The sequence below is a fragment of the Microvirga zambiensis WSM3693 genome (genome assembly GCF_016735695.1).
GTDB classification, from domain to species: Bacteria; Pseudomonadota; Alphaproteobacteria; order Rhizobiales; family Beijerinckiaceae; genus Microvirga; species Microvirga zambiensis.
In genome coordinates, this window is record NZ_JAERQD010000006.1 from 1 (window position 1) to 18,092 (window position 18,092).

Genomic DNA, 18,092 nt, shown 5'->3' on the forward strand with positions numbered 1-18,092 from the left:
ATGCCGAACAGACCCGAGATGAACCCGACCGCCGCACCCATCCCAAGAATGAGCAATACACTCACAGGCATCTCGGCTATGGGAAGGTAATAGGTCACAGGCCTGTAAGACTCTTCATGAGGATTGAACGACGCGGAAACCGATATTGCTCGCGGAACTGTCGGCCGCATTGGAGTTCCGCGCGGCGACGCGATACCGGTTGCAATAGGATTCGTGGCAGAGGAACGAGCCGCCCCGCATGGATCTGTTGTCGATCTCGCCCCGGCAGAGGGGGTTCAGGTCGGAGGTTTCCCGGTGATAGTTCGGCGAGAAATTGTCCTCGCACCATTCCCACACATTGCCGGCCATGTTGTGGAGGCCATAGCCGTTCGGCTCGTATGCATCGACCGGCGCAGTTCCGAGATATCCATCATCGAGAGTATTCACGACGGGAAAATGCCCCTGCCAGATATTGCAGCGATGCTTCCCGTCAGGAGTGAGTTCCTCGCCCCAGGGATAGAGCGCATTCTCCAACCCACCTCTTGCGGCAAATTCCCATTCCGCTTCGGTGGGAAGGCGGGTTCCCGACCAGGCGCAGTAGGCCTTCGCATCGTGCCAGGAGACGTGAACGACCGGATGGTCGAGGCGGTCGAGGATCATACTGCGGGGACCTTCCGGCTGCGCCCAATAGGCATGGGTGATCGGCAGCCACCACGGCGTCTGCGCCGGCACTTTCACGACACGGCTTTTCAGCTCGTCGGAAACAAGAGCATGGAACACGTAGGACCAGGTGAAGCGCTCGGCCTCCGTGACATAGCCGGTGTCGCGCACGAACGCGCCGAACTGCCCGTTCGTGACGGCATAGATTGAGATGGAATAGGGGTCGAGGCGAACCCGGCGCGCCGGTCCCTCGCCGTCGCCTGCAAAGCCTTCGTGTCCGGACGTGCCCATGGTGAACTCGCCGCCGTCGAGATGACTCCAGCGCATCGCTGGGACTGTGCTGCCACGCGGCATCTGAGGTTGAGCATTGTCCACCAATGCCCGGACATCCTCACGGGAAATGCCGCAACAACCGCCACTCCTGTCTGTCATCGAACCATCCAATATCCCGACCGCATACGGCCGGTCTAGAAACGGTGCAGGGACAGGCTGTCCCCTGTCCCGTCCCTGCTCCTTTGCCATCGGCGGATAGCGCGTAACCGCCGCCTATTTGTCCTCCCAGAAGGCAGTGCCTTCCTGCTGCGCCATATATTCGAGGATCTTTTCGCGCGGAATGACGCCGCAGCGTTCGGTCCAGGCGGCGTAAAGTTCCTTCATCTCGCGAACCTTGTCGGGATATTGTGCCGCAAGATCGTTCATCTCCGTGCGGTCCGCTTCCATGTCATAGAGTTCCCACGGGCCGGGATATTTGCGCACGAGCTTCCACTGGCCGACGCGCACGGCCGCGTTGCCCTCATGCTCCCAGAACAGAGGACCGCGCGAGGTTTCGTCGGAGCCGAAGGACGGCACAAGACTTTCGCCCTCGTAAGGAAGGATCGCATTGCCCTGATAGATCTGCGGATATTCGGCCTGCGTCACCTCGAGGATGGTGGCCATGATGTCGGTGAGCTGGCCCGGGTGATGACGCAGAGCGCCTTTCTCTGTGATGCCCTCCGGCCAATGCATGATCAGAGGCGTCGCGATACCGCCTTCGTGGATCCAGTGCTTGTAGAGCCGGAACGGCGTGTTGGACAGGTTCGCCCAGGCGGTCCCGTAGCTCTGATAGGTGTCCTCGGCGCCGGGCATGATATCCGGATAATTGCCGAAACGGACCGGCTCGCCTTTGCGCGTCGTGGCTTTCGCGATCATCAGCTGATCGACCAGCTCTTTCGCAGTCACTCCTTCTGGAATGTCCTCGGCGCAGGCGCCGTTGTCGGAGAGGAAGATGACCAAGGTATTGTCGAGCTGTCCCGTCTCTTCAAGCGCGGCGAGGATTCGCCCGATGCCCTGGTCCATACGATCGATCTGAGCGGCATAGACCTCCATGCAGCGCAGCAGCCACGCGCGGTGGTCGGCCTCTGTCCATGCCGGCTGGCTGGGATCGCGGTCGGTGAGCTTCCAGGACGGATGGATGATGCCGCTCTTCACCAGGCGCTCCAGACGCTCCTCGCGCAGCTCGTCCCAGCCTGCATCGAAGCGGCCCTTGTACTTGGCGATATCCTCCTCATGGGCATGCAGCGGCCAATGCGGGGCGGTGTAGGCGACATATTGGAAGAACGGTGCATCGGGATGGTTCTTCTTATGCGCGCGGATGAAGTCCGCCGCCTGATCGCTGATCGCATCCGTGTAGAAGAATTCCGGATTCTGCTCGGCCTCATGCTCGACGTTTTCGTTACCGCGCGTCAGCGTGTTGGGGTGATAGAAGCTTCCGGCTCCGATGATGGTGCCGAAAAACTCGTCGAAGCCACGCTGCAGGGGCCAGGCATCGGTCGGCTCGGTCAGATTGCTGGCGACATGCCATTTGCCGCTCAGATAGCTCTTGTAGTTCCTGCGCTTGAGCACCTCTGCAATGGTGACGCAGTTCCGGTTCAGGTCGCCGGCATAGCCCTCGGGCCCGGTGCTGTAGGTGAGAATGCCGATTCCGGTCTGGTGCGGGTGAAGGCCCGTCAGCAGCGAGGCGCGCGAGGGCGAGCAGCGTGCCGTGTTGTAGAACTGCGAGTAACGCAGGCCGTCCCGGGCCAAGCGGTCGAGGTTGGGAGTGTCGATCTCACCGCCGTAGCAGCCGATATCCGAAAAGCCCATGTCGTCGTTCAGGATCAACAGGATGTTGGGGCTTGCCTGCGTGGTGCCAGGTTTGCTCATTGATCACCTTTCTTGGTCGTTGTTGCCGCGCTGCCGGAGCGTCGATCAGAAGCGTCGGGACAGATTGATGGAGAACCGGAAATAGTCGGGAAGATAGACGGAGCGCAGGAATTCGAGCGGCCGTTCGTCTGTCGCGATCGTCAGGCGCTCCATGGAGAGAAGCGGGCTTCCCTTCTCCACGCCGAGCAGGTCCGCGGTGAGGCGATCGGCCGAGGTAGCACTGATCGTCTGCACCGCGTTCTTGATCTCGATGCCGAGATCACCCTCGAACACACGATACATGACGATGGATGTCAGATCGCGCTTCTCCAGCTCGAGACCGATATCGGGTGGATAGAAGGCATGCTCGATGGCCATGGGCATATCGTCCGCCAGGCGAATGCGCTTCAGCTCCCAGACCGCCCGCTCCCGCAGAAGCTCCCGCACCGTATCGTCGTGCCGGTTCGTCATCCCCTGATGCAGGATGCGCGCGCCCGGCTCGTAGCCGGCATCCTTGATGGTTTCGGAGAAACCCATCAGCCGGCCCATCCAGTTCTCGGGCTGATTGGAGCGCAGGAACGTGCCGCGGCCGCGGCCGCGTTCGAACATGCCTTCGTCCACGAGTGGCTTGATGGCGTTTCTGATGGTGACCCGGCTTACGCCGAAATGCTTGACGAGTTCCGCTTCCGTCATGAGACGACCGCTCTCGTTGACGAGATCTCCGTCCCGGACCCGACGGCGGATCGCCTCACGGATCTGCACGTGAAGCGGATCCTTGTCATCCTGTGGCTGCTGATGTGCGGCTTGCTTTCTCATGGTCTTCGTCCGCCAGGGCGAACTTTCTCCAATGTCACAGACGCTTGCGCGTGGTAGCGTCGAAAAGATGAATGTCCTCGGGGCGCGCGGTCACGGACACCGCCTGCCCCTCTTTCGGCACGGGCCCGTCGCTGACGCGCGCGCGCAACGTCGCTCCGCCCAGAGTGAGATCGAGCACCGCTGTATCGCCCAGGTCTTCGACGAGATCCACCGTTGCCGGAAGTCCGCCAGCCTCAAGCCGCATAGCCCCCGGGCGGATGCCGACGATCACATTGCGCGATCCGGCGATCTGATGGGATGTTCTGAGCCGGTGGCCCTCGATCTCCACATGGCCATCCGCATAGCGCCCTTCGATCAGATTCATCGGAGGAGAGCCGATGAAGGCCGCGACATCGACCGAATTCGGCTTCGCGAACACTTCCGAGGGGCGGCCGATCTGCTGGATCTGACCTTCCATGAACACCGCCATGCGGTCCGCAAGGGTCATGGCCTCTTCCTGGTCGTGGGTCACGTAGACCGCCGTTACGCCGAGCGAGCGTTGCAGCTTCTTGAGTTCGATCCGCGTTTCCAGCCGCAGCTTGGCATCAAGATTGGAGAGCGGCTCGTCGAGGAGAAAGAGACGCGCCTTCCGCACGATGGCCCGCGCCAGGGCGCAGCGCTGCTGCTGTCCGCCGGAAAGTTGTCCGGGCTTGCGGTCGAGGAGATGATCGATCTTGACCTTGCGCGCCGCCTCGCGGACAGCAGGCTCGATCTCCGCCTTGCCGACCTTCGCCATTTCCAGCGGGAAGGCAATGTTCTCGAACACCGTCATGTGCGGATAGAGGGCATAGCTCTGGAACACCATGGCGACGTCGCGGTCCTTGGCGTCGAGAGCGGTCACATCCTTGCCGTCGATCACCACCGTGCCGGAGGTCGGCATGTCGAGCCCCGCAAGGATGCGCAGGGTCGTGCTCTTTCCAGAGCCCGACGGCCCGAGCAGGGCGAAGAACTCCCCTGGCTGGATGGTGAAGTCGATCCCTTTGAGGGCGCTGAAATTTCCATGCATCTTGACGATGCGGTCGAAGTGAACCTGTCCGCGCATGTTCATCGGCGCCCTCCTCCCTTCACGGCACCGACCGTGAGACCTTTGACGATATGTTTTTGTGCGACGATGCCGAGGACGATCACGGGCAGCATGGCCAGGACGGAAACGGCGGCGAGCTTCGTCCAGAGGGTCTGCTCGACGGAGACGAAGTTGAACATCGCGATGGTCACCGGACGGACGGTGTTGCCGCTTAGGACGACCGCGAAGAGGAATTCGTTCCAGGCATTCAGGAATACGAACACGACGGTCACCGCGATGCCGCCGCGCACCTGCGGGATGATGATCCGCCACAGGGTCTTCCAGCGGCTTGCACCATCGATATAGGCGGCCTCCTCCATCTCGAAGGGAATGTCCTCGAAATACGAGACCAGGAGCCAGATCGCGAAGGGAAGCGAGAAGGACAGGTAGATCAGGATGATGCCCTGGTACGTATCCATCCAGCCGATGTTCCGCAGGATCAGGAAGTAGGGAATGATGATGCCGACGGGCGGCAGCATCTGGGTCGCGAGCACGTAGAACCCGGCGAACCTCTTGCCCGGAACCCGCAGCCGGGCGAGCGCATAGGCGGCCGGCACGGCCATGATCATGGTCACGATGGTCGTGCCGATCGAGATGATGAAGCTGCTCAAAAGGTTCGGGAGGATGGAGCCCGATCCGAACAGCACGTCGCGATAGGCGGCGAGCGTCGGCGCGAACAGGAATTTCGGCGGATAGGCCAGAACGTCCTGCTCGGTCTTCAAGGAGTTCATGACGCTCCAGACGATCGGGAACACCCAGGCCAGAAGAAAGACCAGAGAGATGCCGATGACCGCGGCGATGCGGAACCTCTTGTCGATCATCGCGCTCTCCTGACGGCAAAGAGCACCGCGGAGATCAGCACCGTCACGATCAGGAGCGCGACGGCAAGGGCCGAGCCGTAGCCGATGGACAATTCGGTGAAGGATTTGCGGTAGGCGTAGAGATTGAGGATCTCGGTCGCCGTTCCGGGCCCGCCACCGGTCACCGTGAAGATGGCGGCGAAGGCGGTGAGCGCCACCATGGTGCGCATGATGATCACCATTACGATGGCGGGACGGAGCAGCGGCAGGGTGATGCGCTTGAACCGCTGCCACGCGCTCGCGCGATCGATCCGGGCAGCTTCATAGATGTCGTCGGGCAACGCGGCGAGGCTGGCGAGCAGCACCATGAAGGCGAAGGGAGTCCACTGCCAGGTGTGGATCACGACGACGGAAACTAGCGCGAGCGTCGGATCGCCGAGCCAGTTCTGGCTTCCGAGCCCGGCCATGATGGCGAAGTAATCGACGATGCCGAATTCGGGCGCGAGCATGAAGGTACGCCAGACCATGCCGACCACCGCCGGAGACAGCACCACCGGCAGGATGGCGATGATGCGGAAGAGCCCCTGCCCCCGCTTCATCCCCATCACGAGCAGCGCCAGGGCCAGCCCGATGACGACCTGCAGAACGACCGTGGTTCCCGTATAGATCAGGCTGACCGCAAGCGAGGCCCAGAAGCGACTGTCCTGCAGAAGCTCGCGGTAATTGTCGAAGCCGACGAAACCGTCGGCAAACGGCATGGCGAGATCCATGCGGTGGACGCTGGTCCAGATCAGGTAGAGAAGCGGGAAGGTCGTGGTCGCCATCAGCGCCAGGAAGGCCGGCGCCAGGAGCGCCGTCGCGAAACGGCGCTCCCGAACGGCCAGAGCCCTGCTGTAATCCGTGCCGGATGGCGACATCACACGGCCAAGACCGGCCGGTTCTGCAGCAAGCGACTTCGCCATCGTCATCCACGCATCATCGGCTCGATGCGCTTCTGCGCTTCGTCGAGGGCGGCCTTGGCCGTTGCCTGACCCGCGAGAGCCGACTGGATGGCGGTCGCCAGGGTGTCACCGATGGCAGGCCATTGCGGCACGCGCGGACGCCAATCGACGTCGGTGTCGTCCTGGAGAGACGCGAGCGTCGCCTCGACGAAGTTGTCGCCGAACCCGCGCATCAGTCCCACATAGGCGGGATCCTGCCAGATCGAGATCCGGTTGACGCCGGAGCGCTTGGCGGGGCCCGCGAAGCGATGCGCCGTGCGCGCCTGGGTCTCGGCGCAGGCCGCCCATTGGATGAAGAGCCAGGTCGCCTTCTTGCGTTTGTCGGGCAGCGCGGCATTGATCGGAAAGCCCCAGTTCCAGATCGATGTCACGCGCTTGCCCGACGGGCCTTTCGGCCAACGGGCGTAGGCGACCTTGCCGATCACCTTCGACTTCTCGGGATTGTTGACCACGGAAGCGGAGGAATGGGCATCGACATAGGTGCCGATCGTGCCCTGCGAGAAGGCATCGGCGATGTCGGGCCAGTTCCAGTTCTGCGCCGCAGCTGGCGCATATTTGCGCATCAGGTCGACATACCAGGTGAGCGCCGCCTCGGCCTCGGGCCCGTTGACGGTGAGGCGCCCATCCTTGAACCACTGCCCGCCGAATTCGCGGAAGAGTGACGAATAGATGTAGACGTTCTGGCCGGCGCCGGCGACGCCGCGAAGGGCGGCACCCCAGACGCGGGCGTCCGGATTGTGAACGGCCGCGGCGTTGGACACGAAGGTCTGCAGATCATCCGCAGGCTTCAGCCCCTTCGCATCATAGAGATCCTTGCGGTAGACCTGCAGGGTCACCTCGCCGTCATAGGGCATGCCCAGCAGCTTGCCGTCGACGCTGTTGGCGTTGCGCCAGGCCGGGACGATATCGTCGAGCTTGAACCAGGCCGGATCGGTCAGGGACGCGTCGGAGAGGTAGGTCTCCATCGGCTCGACCCATTTGTTCGCCGCATACAAAGAATAATACATTGGGTCGGCGGCATGGGTGGCGTAGGTGCCGGTTTTAGAGGTCAGGTCGATCACGCTCTTCTGGCGGATCTGCGCCGGCGGGATCTTTTCGAACCGCACCGTGATGCCGGTGAGTGCCTCGAACTGCGGCGCCAGGGTGATCAGGTTGTCGAAATAGGTCGCGGGAATGACCGCAACCGTAATGGTTTCGCCCTTGAACTGCTGCCAGTCGATCTTGGCCGCCTTGTAGGGTGCGAGGTCTGCCTCCTGCGCCATCGCGCCGTTCAGAAGGCTTGGCGCCGCAGCCAGGGCGGCAGATGTGGCGACACCCGATTTCAGAAAGGCACGCCGAGTGAATTCGGTATTCTTCATGTGCTTCCTCCCGTGACCGTTTTTATATCTTTGTTCTAACAAACATCACATTGTTAGGACATGTCAAGCGGGCGGCCATTCCCTTGAGGCTCCCTCCGGCCCCGGTCCTTGCACCGGTCTAGAGATGGCGCCCGCCCGTCACCTGCAGATCGATCCCCGTGATGAAGCTTCCTGCCTCGGAGCAGAGCAGAAGAGCCGCTCCCGCGACCTCATGTGCCTCGCCGGCCCGCTGCATCGGGCAGGAATTCCGCTGGATCTCGGCCCAGATTGCAGGGTCGGCCCGGCGCCATTTGTTGCGTTCGGTAGCGACGAGGCCCGGGGACAGGTTGTTGATGGTGACGCCATGGACGGCGTAGTCCTTGGCCAAGTTCATCGCGAGATTGTGCTGTGCACTCTTGAGCGCCGCATAGACCGTGAGTTCGGATTCGGGCTTGGCCTGGTTGATGCTCCCAATGGTGACGACGCGCCCCCAGCCCGCCTCCTTCATCAAGGGCAGGGCGGCCTGAAGCAGCTCGATCGTAGCTCTGAAATTGATCTGGATCTGACGCTCCACCTGCTCCTCCGGCATATCCAGGAACGGCGTGCGGTACTGGATCGACGCGCAGACAACCAAAACATCCAGCCCACCAAGATGCGCCGCGGCCCGGCGAACGCAATCCTTCGCTTCCCCGGCGATCTCGAAATCCGCCTCGATCGCGACGCCGCGCCGGCCTCTGGTCTCGATCTTGCGGATCAACTCCTCCGCGGCATTCTCCTTTCCGAAGGCAATGTCCGCCGCTTTCGAATATTGGATTGCGACATCCGCTCCTGCCTCTGCGAAAGCAACGGCGATTTCGCGGCCCATGCTCACGCTGCCGCCAGTGACGAGCGCCCGCCGCCCCGCCATCGAGAAGCGTTGGGCGATCGATCTTGCATTCGATGAAGCGACATCCTGAGCTGACATCAGTTTTTCCATTTCCGAGAGTTTGCCTTACGGCCGCGTCACGGCCCTCTGGCTCGCGAGATTGTGGATGTGAACATGATCGCCCGGCGCAACGGGCTCCGTGAGACGTCCGATGACCTCGCCGTATTTGCGCACCTGGCTGCCCGCGGGGAGCGCATGCAGGGCGATCTTGTGCCCCATCGGCAGAGTCTGGCGAACCGGCAAGGACAATACGCCGTCAGAGCCGGCGACATTGACGCGCGCACCTGCCTCGACCGGTGCGACGAGCACGGCAACATCATCGGCAGGATCGAGAACGATCGCGCTTGTCTCCGATTGCGGCGTTTCAGCACTCATGCGGCAGCTCACGCCTGACCGAGGCGCACCGTGACGCCCGCCGCCTTCTCACGCAGGCGGAGCAGGGACCCGACATCGTTCGTTCCAAGGCCCTCGTCCAACGCCTCCTGGAGCGCCGCGAGCGTCGCAGCGCCCACGGGAGCCTTCAGGCCGAGCCCTTCGTTCATGCTCATCGCCAGGCGACAATCCTTGTGCGCGAGCTTCACCATGAATCCCGGCTCGAAATCGCCTTTGAGCGCGCGGTTGTGCATGGCGATGGCGAGCTGGTTGTTCCAGGCCATGGTCGTCTTCAGCACGCTGATCATCGTGTCGAGCGTCAAGCCCACCTTCACGCCGGACACGAGCGCCTCGACGCTGGCCTCCAGCAGGATGCTCGCGAGCAGGTTGTTGATCAGCTTCATCGCCTGGCCGGCGCCGAGATCGCCGCACCGGATGAGATCGCTGCCCATCAGGCCGAGGATCGGCCGCACTCTTTCGATCACCGCCTCCTCGCCGCCGATCATGAGGGTGAGCGTCCCCGCGACCGCATGCTCGGCCGTCTTGCCGACGGGACTGTCGATCATGGCGGCGCCCTTTTCCGTCACCAGCCGCCCGATCCGCTGCGTGGTGGCAGGATCGATGGTGCTCATGTCGATATAGACGCTGCCGGGGCGCAGCCCGGCGAGGATCCCGTCCGGCCCGAGGACGGCGCGCTCGACGTCGGGCGCATCCGGCAGCATCGTGATGACGATCTCTGACGCCTGCGCCACTTCCTTCGGGGAGGCTGCGGCTTTCGCCCCCTCCCCCGTCAGTTTTGCGACCGCCGCCTGATTGATATCGAGGACGACGAGGTCATGGCCGCCCTTGAGCACGTTACGCGCCATCGGCCCACCCATCGTGCCGAGTCCGATAAATCCCACGGAAGTCATTCGTTCTTTCCTTAGTCTCGATTCAGGTTTCGTGTCTTGGGAAGGCGATTGCCGCTCTCTTATGCGGGCGCCTTCCAGCTGTTCATCTGCCAGGCCGGCAGGCCGCGCAGATCCTTCGCCCCCTTTGCGGTGAAGTCGGACTCGGCGGGCATCTTGCCTGTTGCCTCATAGGCTTTCTGAAGCAGCGGAGCCGCCTTGCTGAAGGCCGACTTGACCTGGTCGAAGGTGAGAGGTTTCGGGATGAGCCTCCCCTCGACCATGAAGTTCGAGATCTGCGTGATCGCGGCCGCATCGCCTTCGGTCGGCCAGATCCAGCCGCGCTGGAACAGGACTTCGTCCTCGACGATCTTCGATCCGAGCTCGGGCGAAAGGCCCCAGTATTTCGAGACCATCTCGGAGATGTCGCCGGGCTTCATCTTGCCCAAAGCGACGACGGCCCGCTGCAGGGCGATGAGGAAGGCTTGTCCGATCGCCGCATCCGACGACAGCATCCGCTCGCTGCAGATCCAGAACGAACGGTGGAGATAATACCCGTCGGGGAAGAAGGGCGACTTCTTCACGCCGGGCAGCAGAATTCCCGCACCCTCGCCCGCAGGCCCCTTGTAACCGGCCTCGGTGTAGCCGAACGAATTGACGATGCCCTTCGTGCCGATCTCCGCATTGGCCTTGAGGAAGGCCGGGTAGATCGCGATCGCCGCATCCATGCCGCTCGGCAGGGAGGCGGCCTGCGCCTGCGTCGGCGTGTTGACCACCTTGATGTCGAAGGCGCGAGGGTCGGCATTGCCGAGTTCGTGCAGCAGCATCTGCGAGAGAGCATTGTAGGGATCGCCGCCGACGAGCGCGCCAACCGTCTTGCCCTTCAGATCCTCCATGTTGCGGATCGGCGAATCCGGACGCGTGCAGAGCACCATGCGCAAATGGCCTTCGCCGACGGTGAGAACATGGATGCCCTGGTTCTGCGACAGCAGGCGCACGATGGGGGTGTTGCCCCACATGCCGATATCGAGATTGCCCGAGATGAAGGCCTCCACCATGGGCAGGGCCGAGGGATAGTCGCGCCAATCGACCGTCAGATCGTAGCCGAGTTCGGATGCGGCCTTCTCGAACAGCTTCTCATTCATCATGTATTGGGTCACGGGGGAATTTCCCGCCGCATAGGGCTGGCGGCCGACGGATACCTTGGCGGCCTTTGCGCCCTGCGCGCGCACGATGGCGGGTGCGCAGAGCGTGCTTGCCGCGCCCAGCAGGAAACCGCGCCGGCCTAATGTGATGGTCTTGCTCGTTGTCATTGTATGCTCCTCCCTTACGCTTGCAGTTCGTTACTGCATGGTTGCCCGATAGGCTTCTTCTCGGATCAGCTCCCAGATCGTCTGGCTCAGTTCGGAAAAGCTCCGGCTCTTGCGGGTCTCGTCGTTGCGCGGCCGTGCCAGGTCGACATCGACGATGCGCTTGAGCCGGCCGGGATGGCTGCTCAGCACCACGACCCGGTCCGCCAGAAACACCGCTTCATCGATCGAATGGGTGATGTAGACCACCGTGCGCCGCTCGGAGGTCGGCTTGTCCTGCCCCCAGATGCGCAGCAGCTCGTCCTGCAGGATGATGCGTGTCTGCGCATCGAGTGCCGCCAGGGGCTCGTCCATCAGCAGGATCTCCGGCTCGTTGGCGACGAGGCGTGCCAGGGCCACCCTCTGTCGCATGCCGCCGGAGAGCTGATGCGGATACTTGGTCTCGGATCCTTTGAGCCCGACGAGGTCGATGACCCTCGCGACACGGGCATCCCGCTCGGCGCGCGACAATCCATGTCCTGCCGGACCGTGCTCGAGGCCGAAGCCGATATTGCCGGCGACGGTCTTCCAGGGGAACAGTGCATAATCCTGAAACATGACGCCGCGCTCCGCGCCGGGGCCCGAGATGGCCTTCCCGTCCATCGTCATGGTGCCCGATGTCACAGGCTCCAGCCCCGCGAGCATGTTGAGCACCGTCGTCTTGCCGCATCCGGACGGTCCGACGATGGCGAGGAATTCGCCGGGCCTGATATCGAGCGAGAGGCTCTCGACGGCGACGATTGCCGCGGGCGTTCCGCCGAACTCCTTGCGCACATGCGCGAGCTTGATCTTCGGAGCGGGTTGCAGGGTCATAGGCGGCTCCAGGGAACGGCAGCATGCAGCGCTGCGCGGAGGATGCGGTCGAGAACGAGCGCAACGATGCCCACGGCGATCATGCACACGACGATGCCGTTGAGCTCGACGCTGTAGGAATAGAAGATGAACATCATCTGGCCGATGCCGCCCTCGCCGCCGGCCTTGGCGCCGACGGCCAGTTCCGCGGCGATGATCGCCGTCCAGGCCATGCCCAGACCGATCCGCATTCCGACGAGGATCGCCGGCAGAGCGGCGGGGAGGAGAACGACCCACATGCGGGTCGCCGGTGGCACGCCCATCGTATAGGCCGCGCGCATGAGGTTGTGATCGATCCGCTTCACGCCGGCGATGGTGTTGATCAGGATCGGGAAGAAAGCGGCATAGGCGACGATCACGATGGCGGCCATGCTGCCGGTCCCGAGCCACAGGATCACGAGAGGCAGAATGGCAATTGCCGCGACCGGCCGGAAGCTCTCGACGAGCGGATCGAGATTGCGCTCGACGGCCCTCGCGCTTCCCATCAGGATCCCGAGTGGAATCGCGATTGCGCAGGCGAGCATGAAGCCGAAGAAGACGCGGCCCAGGCTGGTGGCAAGCGCGGTGATCAGGTCTCCGCTGCCGATCAGCTTGGTGGCGGACGCAACGACCGCGCTCGGGCGTGGCATTCGTGGCGAGCCGAATGCATCGGCAAGAAGCTGCCACAGGATGACGAGGATGATGGGCGTCGCGAGCCGGATGAGAAAGTGCTTCACCGCTTCTTCTCCGATAGCGCCCATGGCATCAGCGCCGCGCTGAGGGAGCGCAATGCCGTGTCGCAGAGGAATCCGAGCACGCCGATGACGATGATGAATGTCATCACCGAGGGCGTGTCGAGCATGCTCCGGTAGTATTCGATCGCATAGCCGAGGCCGCTGGGAGCGCCGACGAGCTCCGCCGCCACCACCGCCGTCCAGGAGGCTGCAACGGCAAGGCGCGCCGAGGTCATGATCGATGGCAGGGCTGCGGGAACGATGACGTGCCGCATCAGCGTGCCTCTCGGGACCCCCATCGTTTTCGCGGCGGCGATGAGCCTGCGGTCGACATTGCGGACGCCTGCCGCCGTCCCGAGAAGAAGCGGAAAGAAGGCGGTATAGACCATGATGAAGATCGGCAATCCATTGCCGATGCCGAACATGAACAGAGCCAGCGGAATCCAGGCGATGCCGGCGATGGGCCGCAGCAGCTCGACCGGCCATTCGAGCAGATCCTCGAAGAGGCGGCTCGTGCCCATGGCAAGCCCGAGCGGTATGGCGATGAGCGATGCGATCGAGACGCTGATCAGCAGCCGCGTCAGGCTGACGGTCGCATTGGCGATCAGTTCCCCATCCTCGATGCGGTCGCGCATGGCCGAGGCCACGTCGATGGGCGAGGGCAGCAGAAGCTTGTTCGGCGTCAGCCAGGACATGACGTACCACAGGAGGCAGAACAGCCCCATGGTGCGAAGGTAGATCGCCCATGCAGGCCAGCGCCGCGGGGCGGCGGAACCGCCCGCCAGGGCACCGCCGAAGGACGCCATCATCCCTGCGATCCTTTGCACCATCACAGGGATCCCCTGATGCGCGTCAGCACCTCGAGACCCTCGCCCAGCACCTCGCCCCATGTGAGGGTGCCGCAGGCGACATCGACGATCTTCTCCATCAGGCGCTCGCCCTCGACTTCGAGCGATTCACCCTGCGACAAGACGGCGCTCGCATCGAAATCGATCTGATGGATCAGGCGCTGTGCGGTCTCTGCCTGAGCGGTGATCTTGATGGTGGGAGCAAGCGCGTTGACGAAGCTGTTGCCTGGCCCGGTGGTGAACAGCATGATCTGCGCGCCGGCCGCCGCGAATCCGGTCAGGGATTCCGGCGAGAAGGACGGCCCGTCCATCAGATAAAGGCCGGGCCTCTGCGGCGCCTCTGCGATCTCGAGAACGCCGTCGATGCTGCGCGAGCCGGACTTGCTCACGGCCCCGAGCGCCTTCTCCTCGATGGTGCTCAGACCGCCCTGGATGTTTTCCTCCCCCGGATTGTTCCAGGTCAGGCTGTGGCCCGAAGCCGCCACCATGTTTTCGCGCTGCCGCACGGCGTTCATGATCGCCTCGCCGATCGCGGGCGTACGCGCCCGGGAGGCCAGCCGGTGCTCGGCGCCGAGCCACTCGACTGTCTCGCCGAGGATCACCGTGGCGCCGCGATCGACAAGGCGATCCACCACCCTACCGACGACCGGATTGCTGACGATGCCCGATGTCGCGTCGGAATGACCGCACTCGATCCCGACGATCAGCTCGGCAATGTCGAATTCCTCCCGGCGCAGGAGCGATGCCTGCTGGGCCAGCGTAGCGGCCCTCCGGATGCCCTTGTCGAGCACGGCGAGCCGGTCCTCGCCGGTCTCGGCGAATGTCACCGTTTCCACGGGCTTGCCGATTTCGCCGATGCGGCGCGCGATCAGCTCCGCCGTCTTCGCATCGACTCCGACCACGAGCACGGCAGCGACGTTGGGATTTCGGCCGAGACCGACGAGCTGATCGATCTGGCAGGTCAGATCCGGCTCGACCTGACCGCGCCCGGCCGTCGTCGCCACGCAGACGCAGCCGTGAACCGCCGCAGCGATGCGCTCCGCCACCCGGACCGCCAGGCCATTGATGCCGAGCACGAGAACATGGTTCCGGACCCCGACCTGGCCATCGGCACGGCGATAGCCCGTGAACCGCCCGCCTCCGGCCAGAGCCGCGAGTTGGGAAGATGGCGTCAGCATGCGCGCTTCCTTAGAATTTTGATCAAGGACCGGTAAGCCAGCCCCAAACTCGCCGCCTATAGCGCGACGTTATCGCCAAACCTGCCTTCCTTTGATCAAAGATTCAAGAGTATTTTGATCAAAACTTTCCTTAAAATCCGGCGAATTGACTAATTCTGGCTTCTGTGAGACGAAATTTGCTCAAATCCAACCCAGGAGTGCGCATGTCGCGCATACCGGACATCCAGCGCCTTCTCCGGGACGATATCATTTCGGGAAGCCTCCCCTTCGGCTCCCGGCTGCGGATCGATGAGCTCGCGACCCGGTACGGCGTGAGCCATATGCCGATCCGGGAAGCCCTGCGCGAGCTGCATGGCGAGGGCCTCGTGGTGATCGAGCCCAACCGCGGCGCCCGGGTGCGCTCGATCGACCTGAGCTTCGTCGAGGATCTGTTCGACATCCGCAGCGCCATCGAGACGATGCTGGCCCGCCGGGCGGCCGAGCGGCGGACCGAGGAGCACCTGCGCAAGCTGGTCGAGGCTCAGGACCTGTTCGAGACCTTCGTCGCCGCCGGTGACTTCGTCTCCGTTCCGAAAGTGAACCATCTCTTTCACGGCATCATCAACGAGGCCGCCGGCAATCCCGGTGCGCTTTCCCTCGTCGACCGGCACTGGCTGCTGGTCGCCGCCCTGTGGCAGCGCTACGGCTACACGCCGAAGCGCTTCGACAACGTGTCGGACGATCATCGGCATCTCATCCGCGCCATCGAGCGGCGGGATGCAGCGTCGGCCTCGATGCTGATGGGAGCCCATATCGAGAAGGCCAAGCACGATCTGCTCCAGTGCATGGCCGCCGACCCGAACCTGAACGGCATCGTGCCGCTGAAGACCGCGAAGCGGGCAAGCCATGCCTAGCGGCACGCGGTTCGAGGTCGTCGCCGAGAGCCGGGATGTCCTCGGCGAATCTCCGACCTGGAGCGAGGCGAGCGGCTGCCTCTATTGGGTCGATCTGCGCCGTCCCTGCCTTCACCGGCTTCATGTGGCAAGCGGACAGACAGCAACGTGGTCAATGCCCGAGGTGATCGGTGCCGTCGTCTCCCGAAAGAAAGGTGGCGTCGTCGTCGCATTGAAGGATGGACTGCACGCTTTCGAGCCGGAAAGCTCGCAACTTTCCCCTCTCGTCCGGCTGGAATCCGACCTTCCGCACAATCGCCTGAACGATGCGAAATGCGACGCCGCCGGAAGGATCTGGTGCGGCAGCATGTGGGATTACGGCCTCCATCCCACCGGCGGCCTCTATCGCATCGATCGGGATCTGTCCGTGACCAAAGTTCGCGGCGACGTATCGGTTGCAAACGCGATTTCGTTCTCGCCCGATGGTCGGACGATCTATTTCGCGGATTCGCGAAAGGGGCCAATCGAGCAGGCCACCTTCGATGCCCGTACCGGCGATATCGGCCCCTGGTCCGTCCTCGTCGATGCCGATGCGGCGCCAGGCGTTCCCGACGGTGCGACCGTCGATGCGGAGGGCTTCATCTGGAACGCGCGCTACAAGGGCGGCTGCCTTGCCCGGTTCGCGCCGGACGGGCGCCTCGACCGGCTGATCGAGTTGCCGGTGAGCCAGCCGACCTCCTGCGCCTTCGGCGGGCCGGACCTCCGCACCCTGTTCGTCACCACGGCAACCCAGAAGCTGTCCGAAACTGAACGCCAGTCGCAGCCCCTTGCCGGCAGCCTGCTGGCCTTCGACGTCGGCGTTGCCGGCAGACTGGAACCGGCCTTCGCCGGGTGATGCCCGATCGCAAACTATAAAGGTGCAGAGGCTCGTCGACGCTCGCGCGCTCATATTTCCGCACCATTCCGCCGTCAGTTAGGTGGACACCGCTGCGAAGGGAGCCTGGTGATGACCCGGATCCAGGACTGGCGTTTTCTGCGTTGCCGTCTCGCCTGCCTGCTCGCGCTGCTGCTGATCGGCACCGCGCCTGCCGCGGCGCAGGAGACAGAACTCGTCATCGCCACCAAGGAGGCAGCGCCCTTCGCCATGAAGGCGCCCGACGGGGCCTGGAAGGGGATCAGCATCGATCTCTGGAGGCGGATCGCCGAGCAGGCGAAGCTCCATTACCGATTCGTCGAGGATCCCACCGTTCAGGGACTTCTCGAGGGAACGGCAGCGCACCGCTACGATGCCTCGGTGGCGGCCCTGACCATCACGGCGGAGCGCGAGCGGATTCTCGATTTCAGCCAGCCCTTCTATCTCAGCGGGCTCGGCATCGCCGTTCCCTCCGCATCTCCCACGGCCTGGGTCCTGATCGTTCGCACCCTGACATCCCTGGGCTTCCTTCAGGCGATCCTCGCGCTGATCGGACTGGCGCTCGCGGTCGGCCTGCTGATCTGGCTTTTCGAGCGCCGCCACAACGAGGATTTCGGCGGCGGCGCGATCAAGGGAATCGGCACGAGCATCTGGTGGTCCGCCGAAGCGATGACTCAGGCGAGCACCGGCCATCTCGCTCCGCGGACGGGCATCGGACGCGCCCTCGCCGTCCTGTGGATGATCGCCTCGATCGTCGCCATCGCCGTCTTCACGGCAAGCGTCACATCGACCCTGACCGCAGGCAAGCTGCAGGGCCTCGTCACATCGGTGAGCGATCTCTCCTCCGTGCGCGTCGGTGCCGTCCAGGGATCGGCGACGGAGGAATACCTGACGGCCCGCCGCATCGCCTACCGCCGGTTTTCCTCACCCCATGACGGCCTGACGGCGATCCGCAACGGGACGCTGGATGCGTTCGTCTACGACAAGCCGCTTCTCGCCTGGATCGTGCGCGAGCAGTTCGCCGCCTCCGCCGAGATGCTCGACCTGAGCTTCGACCAGCAGATGTACGGCATCGCACTGCCCCTCGGCAGCCGGCTCCGCAAGCCCATCGACGTGGCGATGCTCGAAACGGTTCAAAGCGAATGGTGGCGCCAGATCCTGTTCAGCTATCTAGGCGAGCAGTGATCATGCCATCAGGCTGAAGGCCAGTTCATCCGAAAGGCCGCCCTCCCCGGCTGATATCGCTTTCGAACACCTCTGCGTGATCTCGCCGCAACCTCGGAGGATTGTCCCCACCTAACGCCTCCCTCGATGGTGGCATGGAAAAG

Annotated in this window: 18 protein-coding genes; 3 read left to right on the forward strand and 15 right to left on the reverse strand. The window is 63.5% G+C overall.

Going from position 1 to position 18,092, the window contains the following annotated elements:
• Window positions 1–114: 114 nt before the first annotated feature.
• The 15 genes from JKL46_RS06525 to JKL46_RS06595 all read right to left on the reverse strand — a co-directional run bounded on the left by JKL46_RS06525 (window position 115) and on the right by JKL46_RS06595 (window position 14,979).
• Window positions 115–1,071 (reverse strand): formylglycine-generating enzyme family protein, encoded by a 957-nt coding sequence (locus tag JKL46_RS06525; RefSeq protein ID WP_246529184.1) that lies wholly within the window; start codon window positions 1,069–1,071, stop codon window positions 115–117.
• A gap of 114 nt (window positions 1,072–1,185) precedes the next feature.
• Window positions 1,186–2,820: an arylsulfatase gene (locus JKL46_RS06530; RefSeq protein ID WP_201831052.1), complete on the reverse strand. Its 1,635-nt coding sequence runs from the start codon at window positions 2,818–2,820 to the stop codon at window positions 1,186–1,188.
• A 45-nt stretch (window positions 2,821–2,865) separates the two neighbouring features.
• Window positions 2,866–3,615, reverse strand: coding sequence for a GntR family transcriptional regulator (locus tag JKL46_RS06535; RefSeq protein WP_201831053.1), 750 nt, complete (start codon window positions 3,613–3,615; stop codon window positions 2,866–2,868).
• A 34-nt stretch (window positions 3,616–3,649) separates the two neighbouring features.
• The gene (locus tag JKL46_RS06540) at window positions 3,650–4,702 is read right to left on the reverse strand and encodes an ABC transporter ATP-binding protein (protein WP_246529185.1); all 1,053 of its coding nucleotides are present in this window, start codon (window positions 4,700–4,702) and stop codon (window positions 3,650–3,652) included.
• Window positions 4,699–5,538 (reverse strand): carbohydrate ABC transporter permease, encoded by an 840-nt coding sequence (locus JKL46_RS06545; protein WP_201831054.1) that lies wholly within the window; start codon window positions 5,536–5,538, stop codon window positions 4,699–4,701. The genes JKL46_RS06540 and JKL46_RS06545 overlap by 4 nt, the downstream gene beginning before the upstream one ends.
• Window positions 5,535–6,485 carry a carbohydrate ABC transporter permease gene (locus JKL46_RS06550; RefSeq protein WP_201831055.1) on the reverse strand — a complete coding sequence of 317 codons (951 nt, stop codon included), beginning with the start codon at window positions 6,483–6,485 and terminating at the stop codon, window positions 5,535–5,537. Before JKL46_RS06550 ends, JKL46_RS06545 begins: the two co-directional genes overlap by 4 nt.
• On the reverse strand, window positions 6,482–7,876 hold the full coding sequence (locus JKL46_RS06555; protein ID WP_201831057.1) for an ABC transporter substrate-binding protein: 1,395 nt from the start codon (window positions 7,874–7,876) through the stop codon (window positions 6,482–6,484). Before JKL46_RS06555 ends, JKL46_RS06550 begins: the two co-directional genes overlap by 4 nt.
• A 118-nt stretch (window positions 7,877–7,994) precedes the next feature.
• Complete coding sequence (locus JKL46_RS06560; RefSeq protein WP_201831059.1) at window positions 7,995–8,819, reverse strand: SDR family NAD(P)-dependent oxidoreductase; 825 nt, start codon at window positions 8,817–8,819, stop codon at window positions 7,995–7,997.
• A 27-nt stretch (window positions 8,820–8,846) separates the two neighbouring features.
• Window positions 8,847–9,155 carry a UxaA family hydrolase gene (locus tag JKL46_RS06565; protein WP_201831061.1) on the reverse strand — a complete coding sequence of 103 codons (309 nt, stop codon included), beginning with the start codon at window positions 9,153–9,155 and terminating at the stop codon, window positions 8,847–8,849.
• 8 nt (window positions 9,156–9,163) lie between these two features.
• Window positions 9,164–10,063 carry an NAD(P)-dependent oxidoreductase gene (locus JKL46_RS06570; protein WP_201831064.1) on the reverse strand — a complete coding sequence of 300 codons (900 nt, stop codon included), beginning with the start codon at window positions 10,061–10,063 and terminating at the stop codon, window positions 9,164–9,166.
• A gap of 59 nt (window positions 10,064–10,122) precedes the next feature.
• On the reverse strand, window positions 10,123–11,352 hold the full coding sequence (locus tag JKL46_RS06575) for an ABC transporter substrate-binding protein (protein WP_201831066.1): 1,230 nt from the start codon (window positions 11,350–11,352) through the stop codon (window positions 10,123–10,125).
• Window positions 11,353–11,382: 30 nt separating this feature from the next.
• Window positions 11,383–12,201 carry an ABC transporter ATP-binding protein gene (locus JKL46_RS06580; protein ID WP_201831068.1) on the reverse strand — a complete coding sequence of 273 codons (819 nt, stop codon included), beginning with the start codon at window positions 12,199–12,201 and terminating at the stop codon, window positions 11,383–11,385.
• Entirely contained in the window at window positions 12,198–12,956 is a 759-nt protein-coding gene (locus JKL46_RS06585) for an ABC transporter permease subunit (RefSeq protein ID WP_201831070.1), read from the reverse strand. Before JKL46_RS06585 ends, JKL46_RS06580 begins: the two co-directional genes overlap by 4 nt.
• Entirely contained in the window at window positions 12,953–13,762 is an 810-nt protein-coding gene (locus JKL46_RS06590; protein WP_201831071.1) for an ABC transporter permease, read from the reverse strand. Before JKL46_RS06590 ends, JKL46_RS06585 begins: the two co-directional genes overlap by 4 nt.
• Before the next feature lie 20 nt (window positions 13,763–13,782).
• Window positions 13,783–14,979 carry a UxaA family hydrolase gene (locus JKL46_RS06595; protein ID WP_201831072.1) on the reverse strand — a complete coding sequence of 399 codons (1,197 nt, stop codon included), beginning with the start codon at window positions 14,977–14,979 and terminating at the stop codon, window positions 13,783–13,785.
• Window positions 14,980–15,182: 203 nt separating this feature from the next.
• Between JKL46_RS06595 and JKL46_RS06600 the strand changes: the two genes are divergently transcribed.
• The 3 genes from JKL46_RS06600 to JKL46_RS06610 all read left to right on the forward strand — a co-directional run bounded on the left by JKL46_RS06600 (window position 15,183) and on the right by JKL46_RS06610 (window position 17,949).
• Window positions 15,183–15,872 carry a GntR family transcriptional regulator gene (locus tag JKL46_RS06600; protein WP_201831073.1) on the forward strand — a complete coding sequence of 230 codons (690 nt, stop codon included), beginning with the start codon at window positions 15,183–15,185 and terminating at the stop codon, window positions 15,870–15,872.
• Entirely contained in the window at window positions 15,865–16,746 is an 882-nt protein-coding gene (locus JKL46_RS06605; RefSeq protein WP_201831074.1) for an SMP-30/gluconolactonase/LRE family protein, read from the forward strand. Before JKL46_RS06600 ends, JKL46_RS06605 begins: the two co-directional genes overlap by 8 nt.
• Window positions 16,747–16,857: 111 nt before the next feature.
• Window positions 16,858–17,949: a transporter substrate-binding domain-containing protein gene (locus JKL46_RS06610; RefSeq protein WP_201831075.1), complete on the forward strand. Its 1,092-nt coding sequence runs from the start codon at window positions 16,858–16,860 to the stop codon at window positions 17,947–17,949.
• Window positions 17,950–18,092 lie beyond the last annotated feature (143 nt).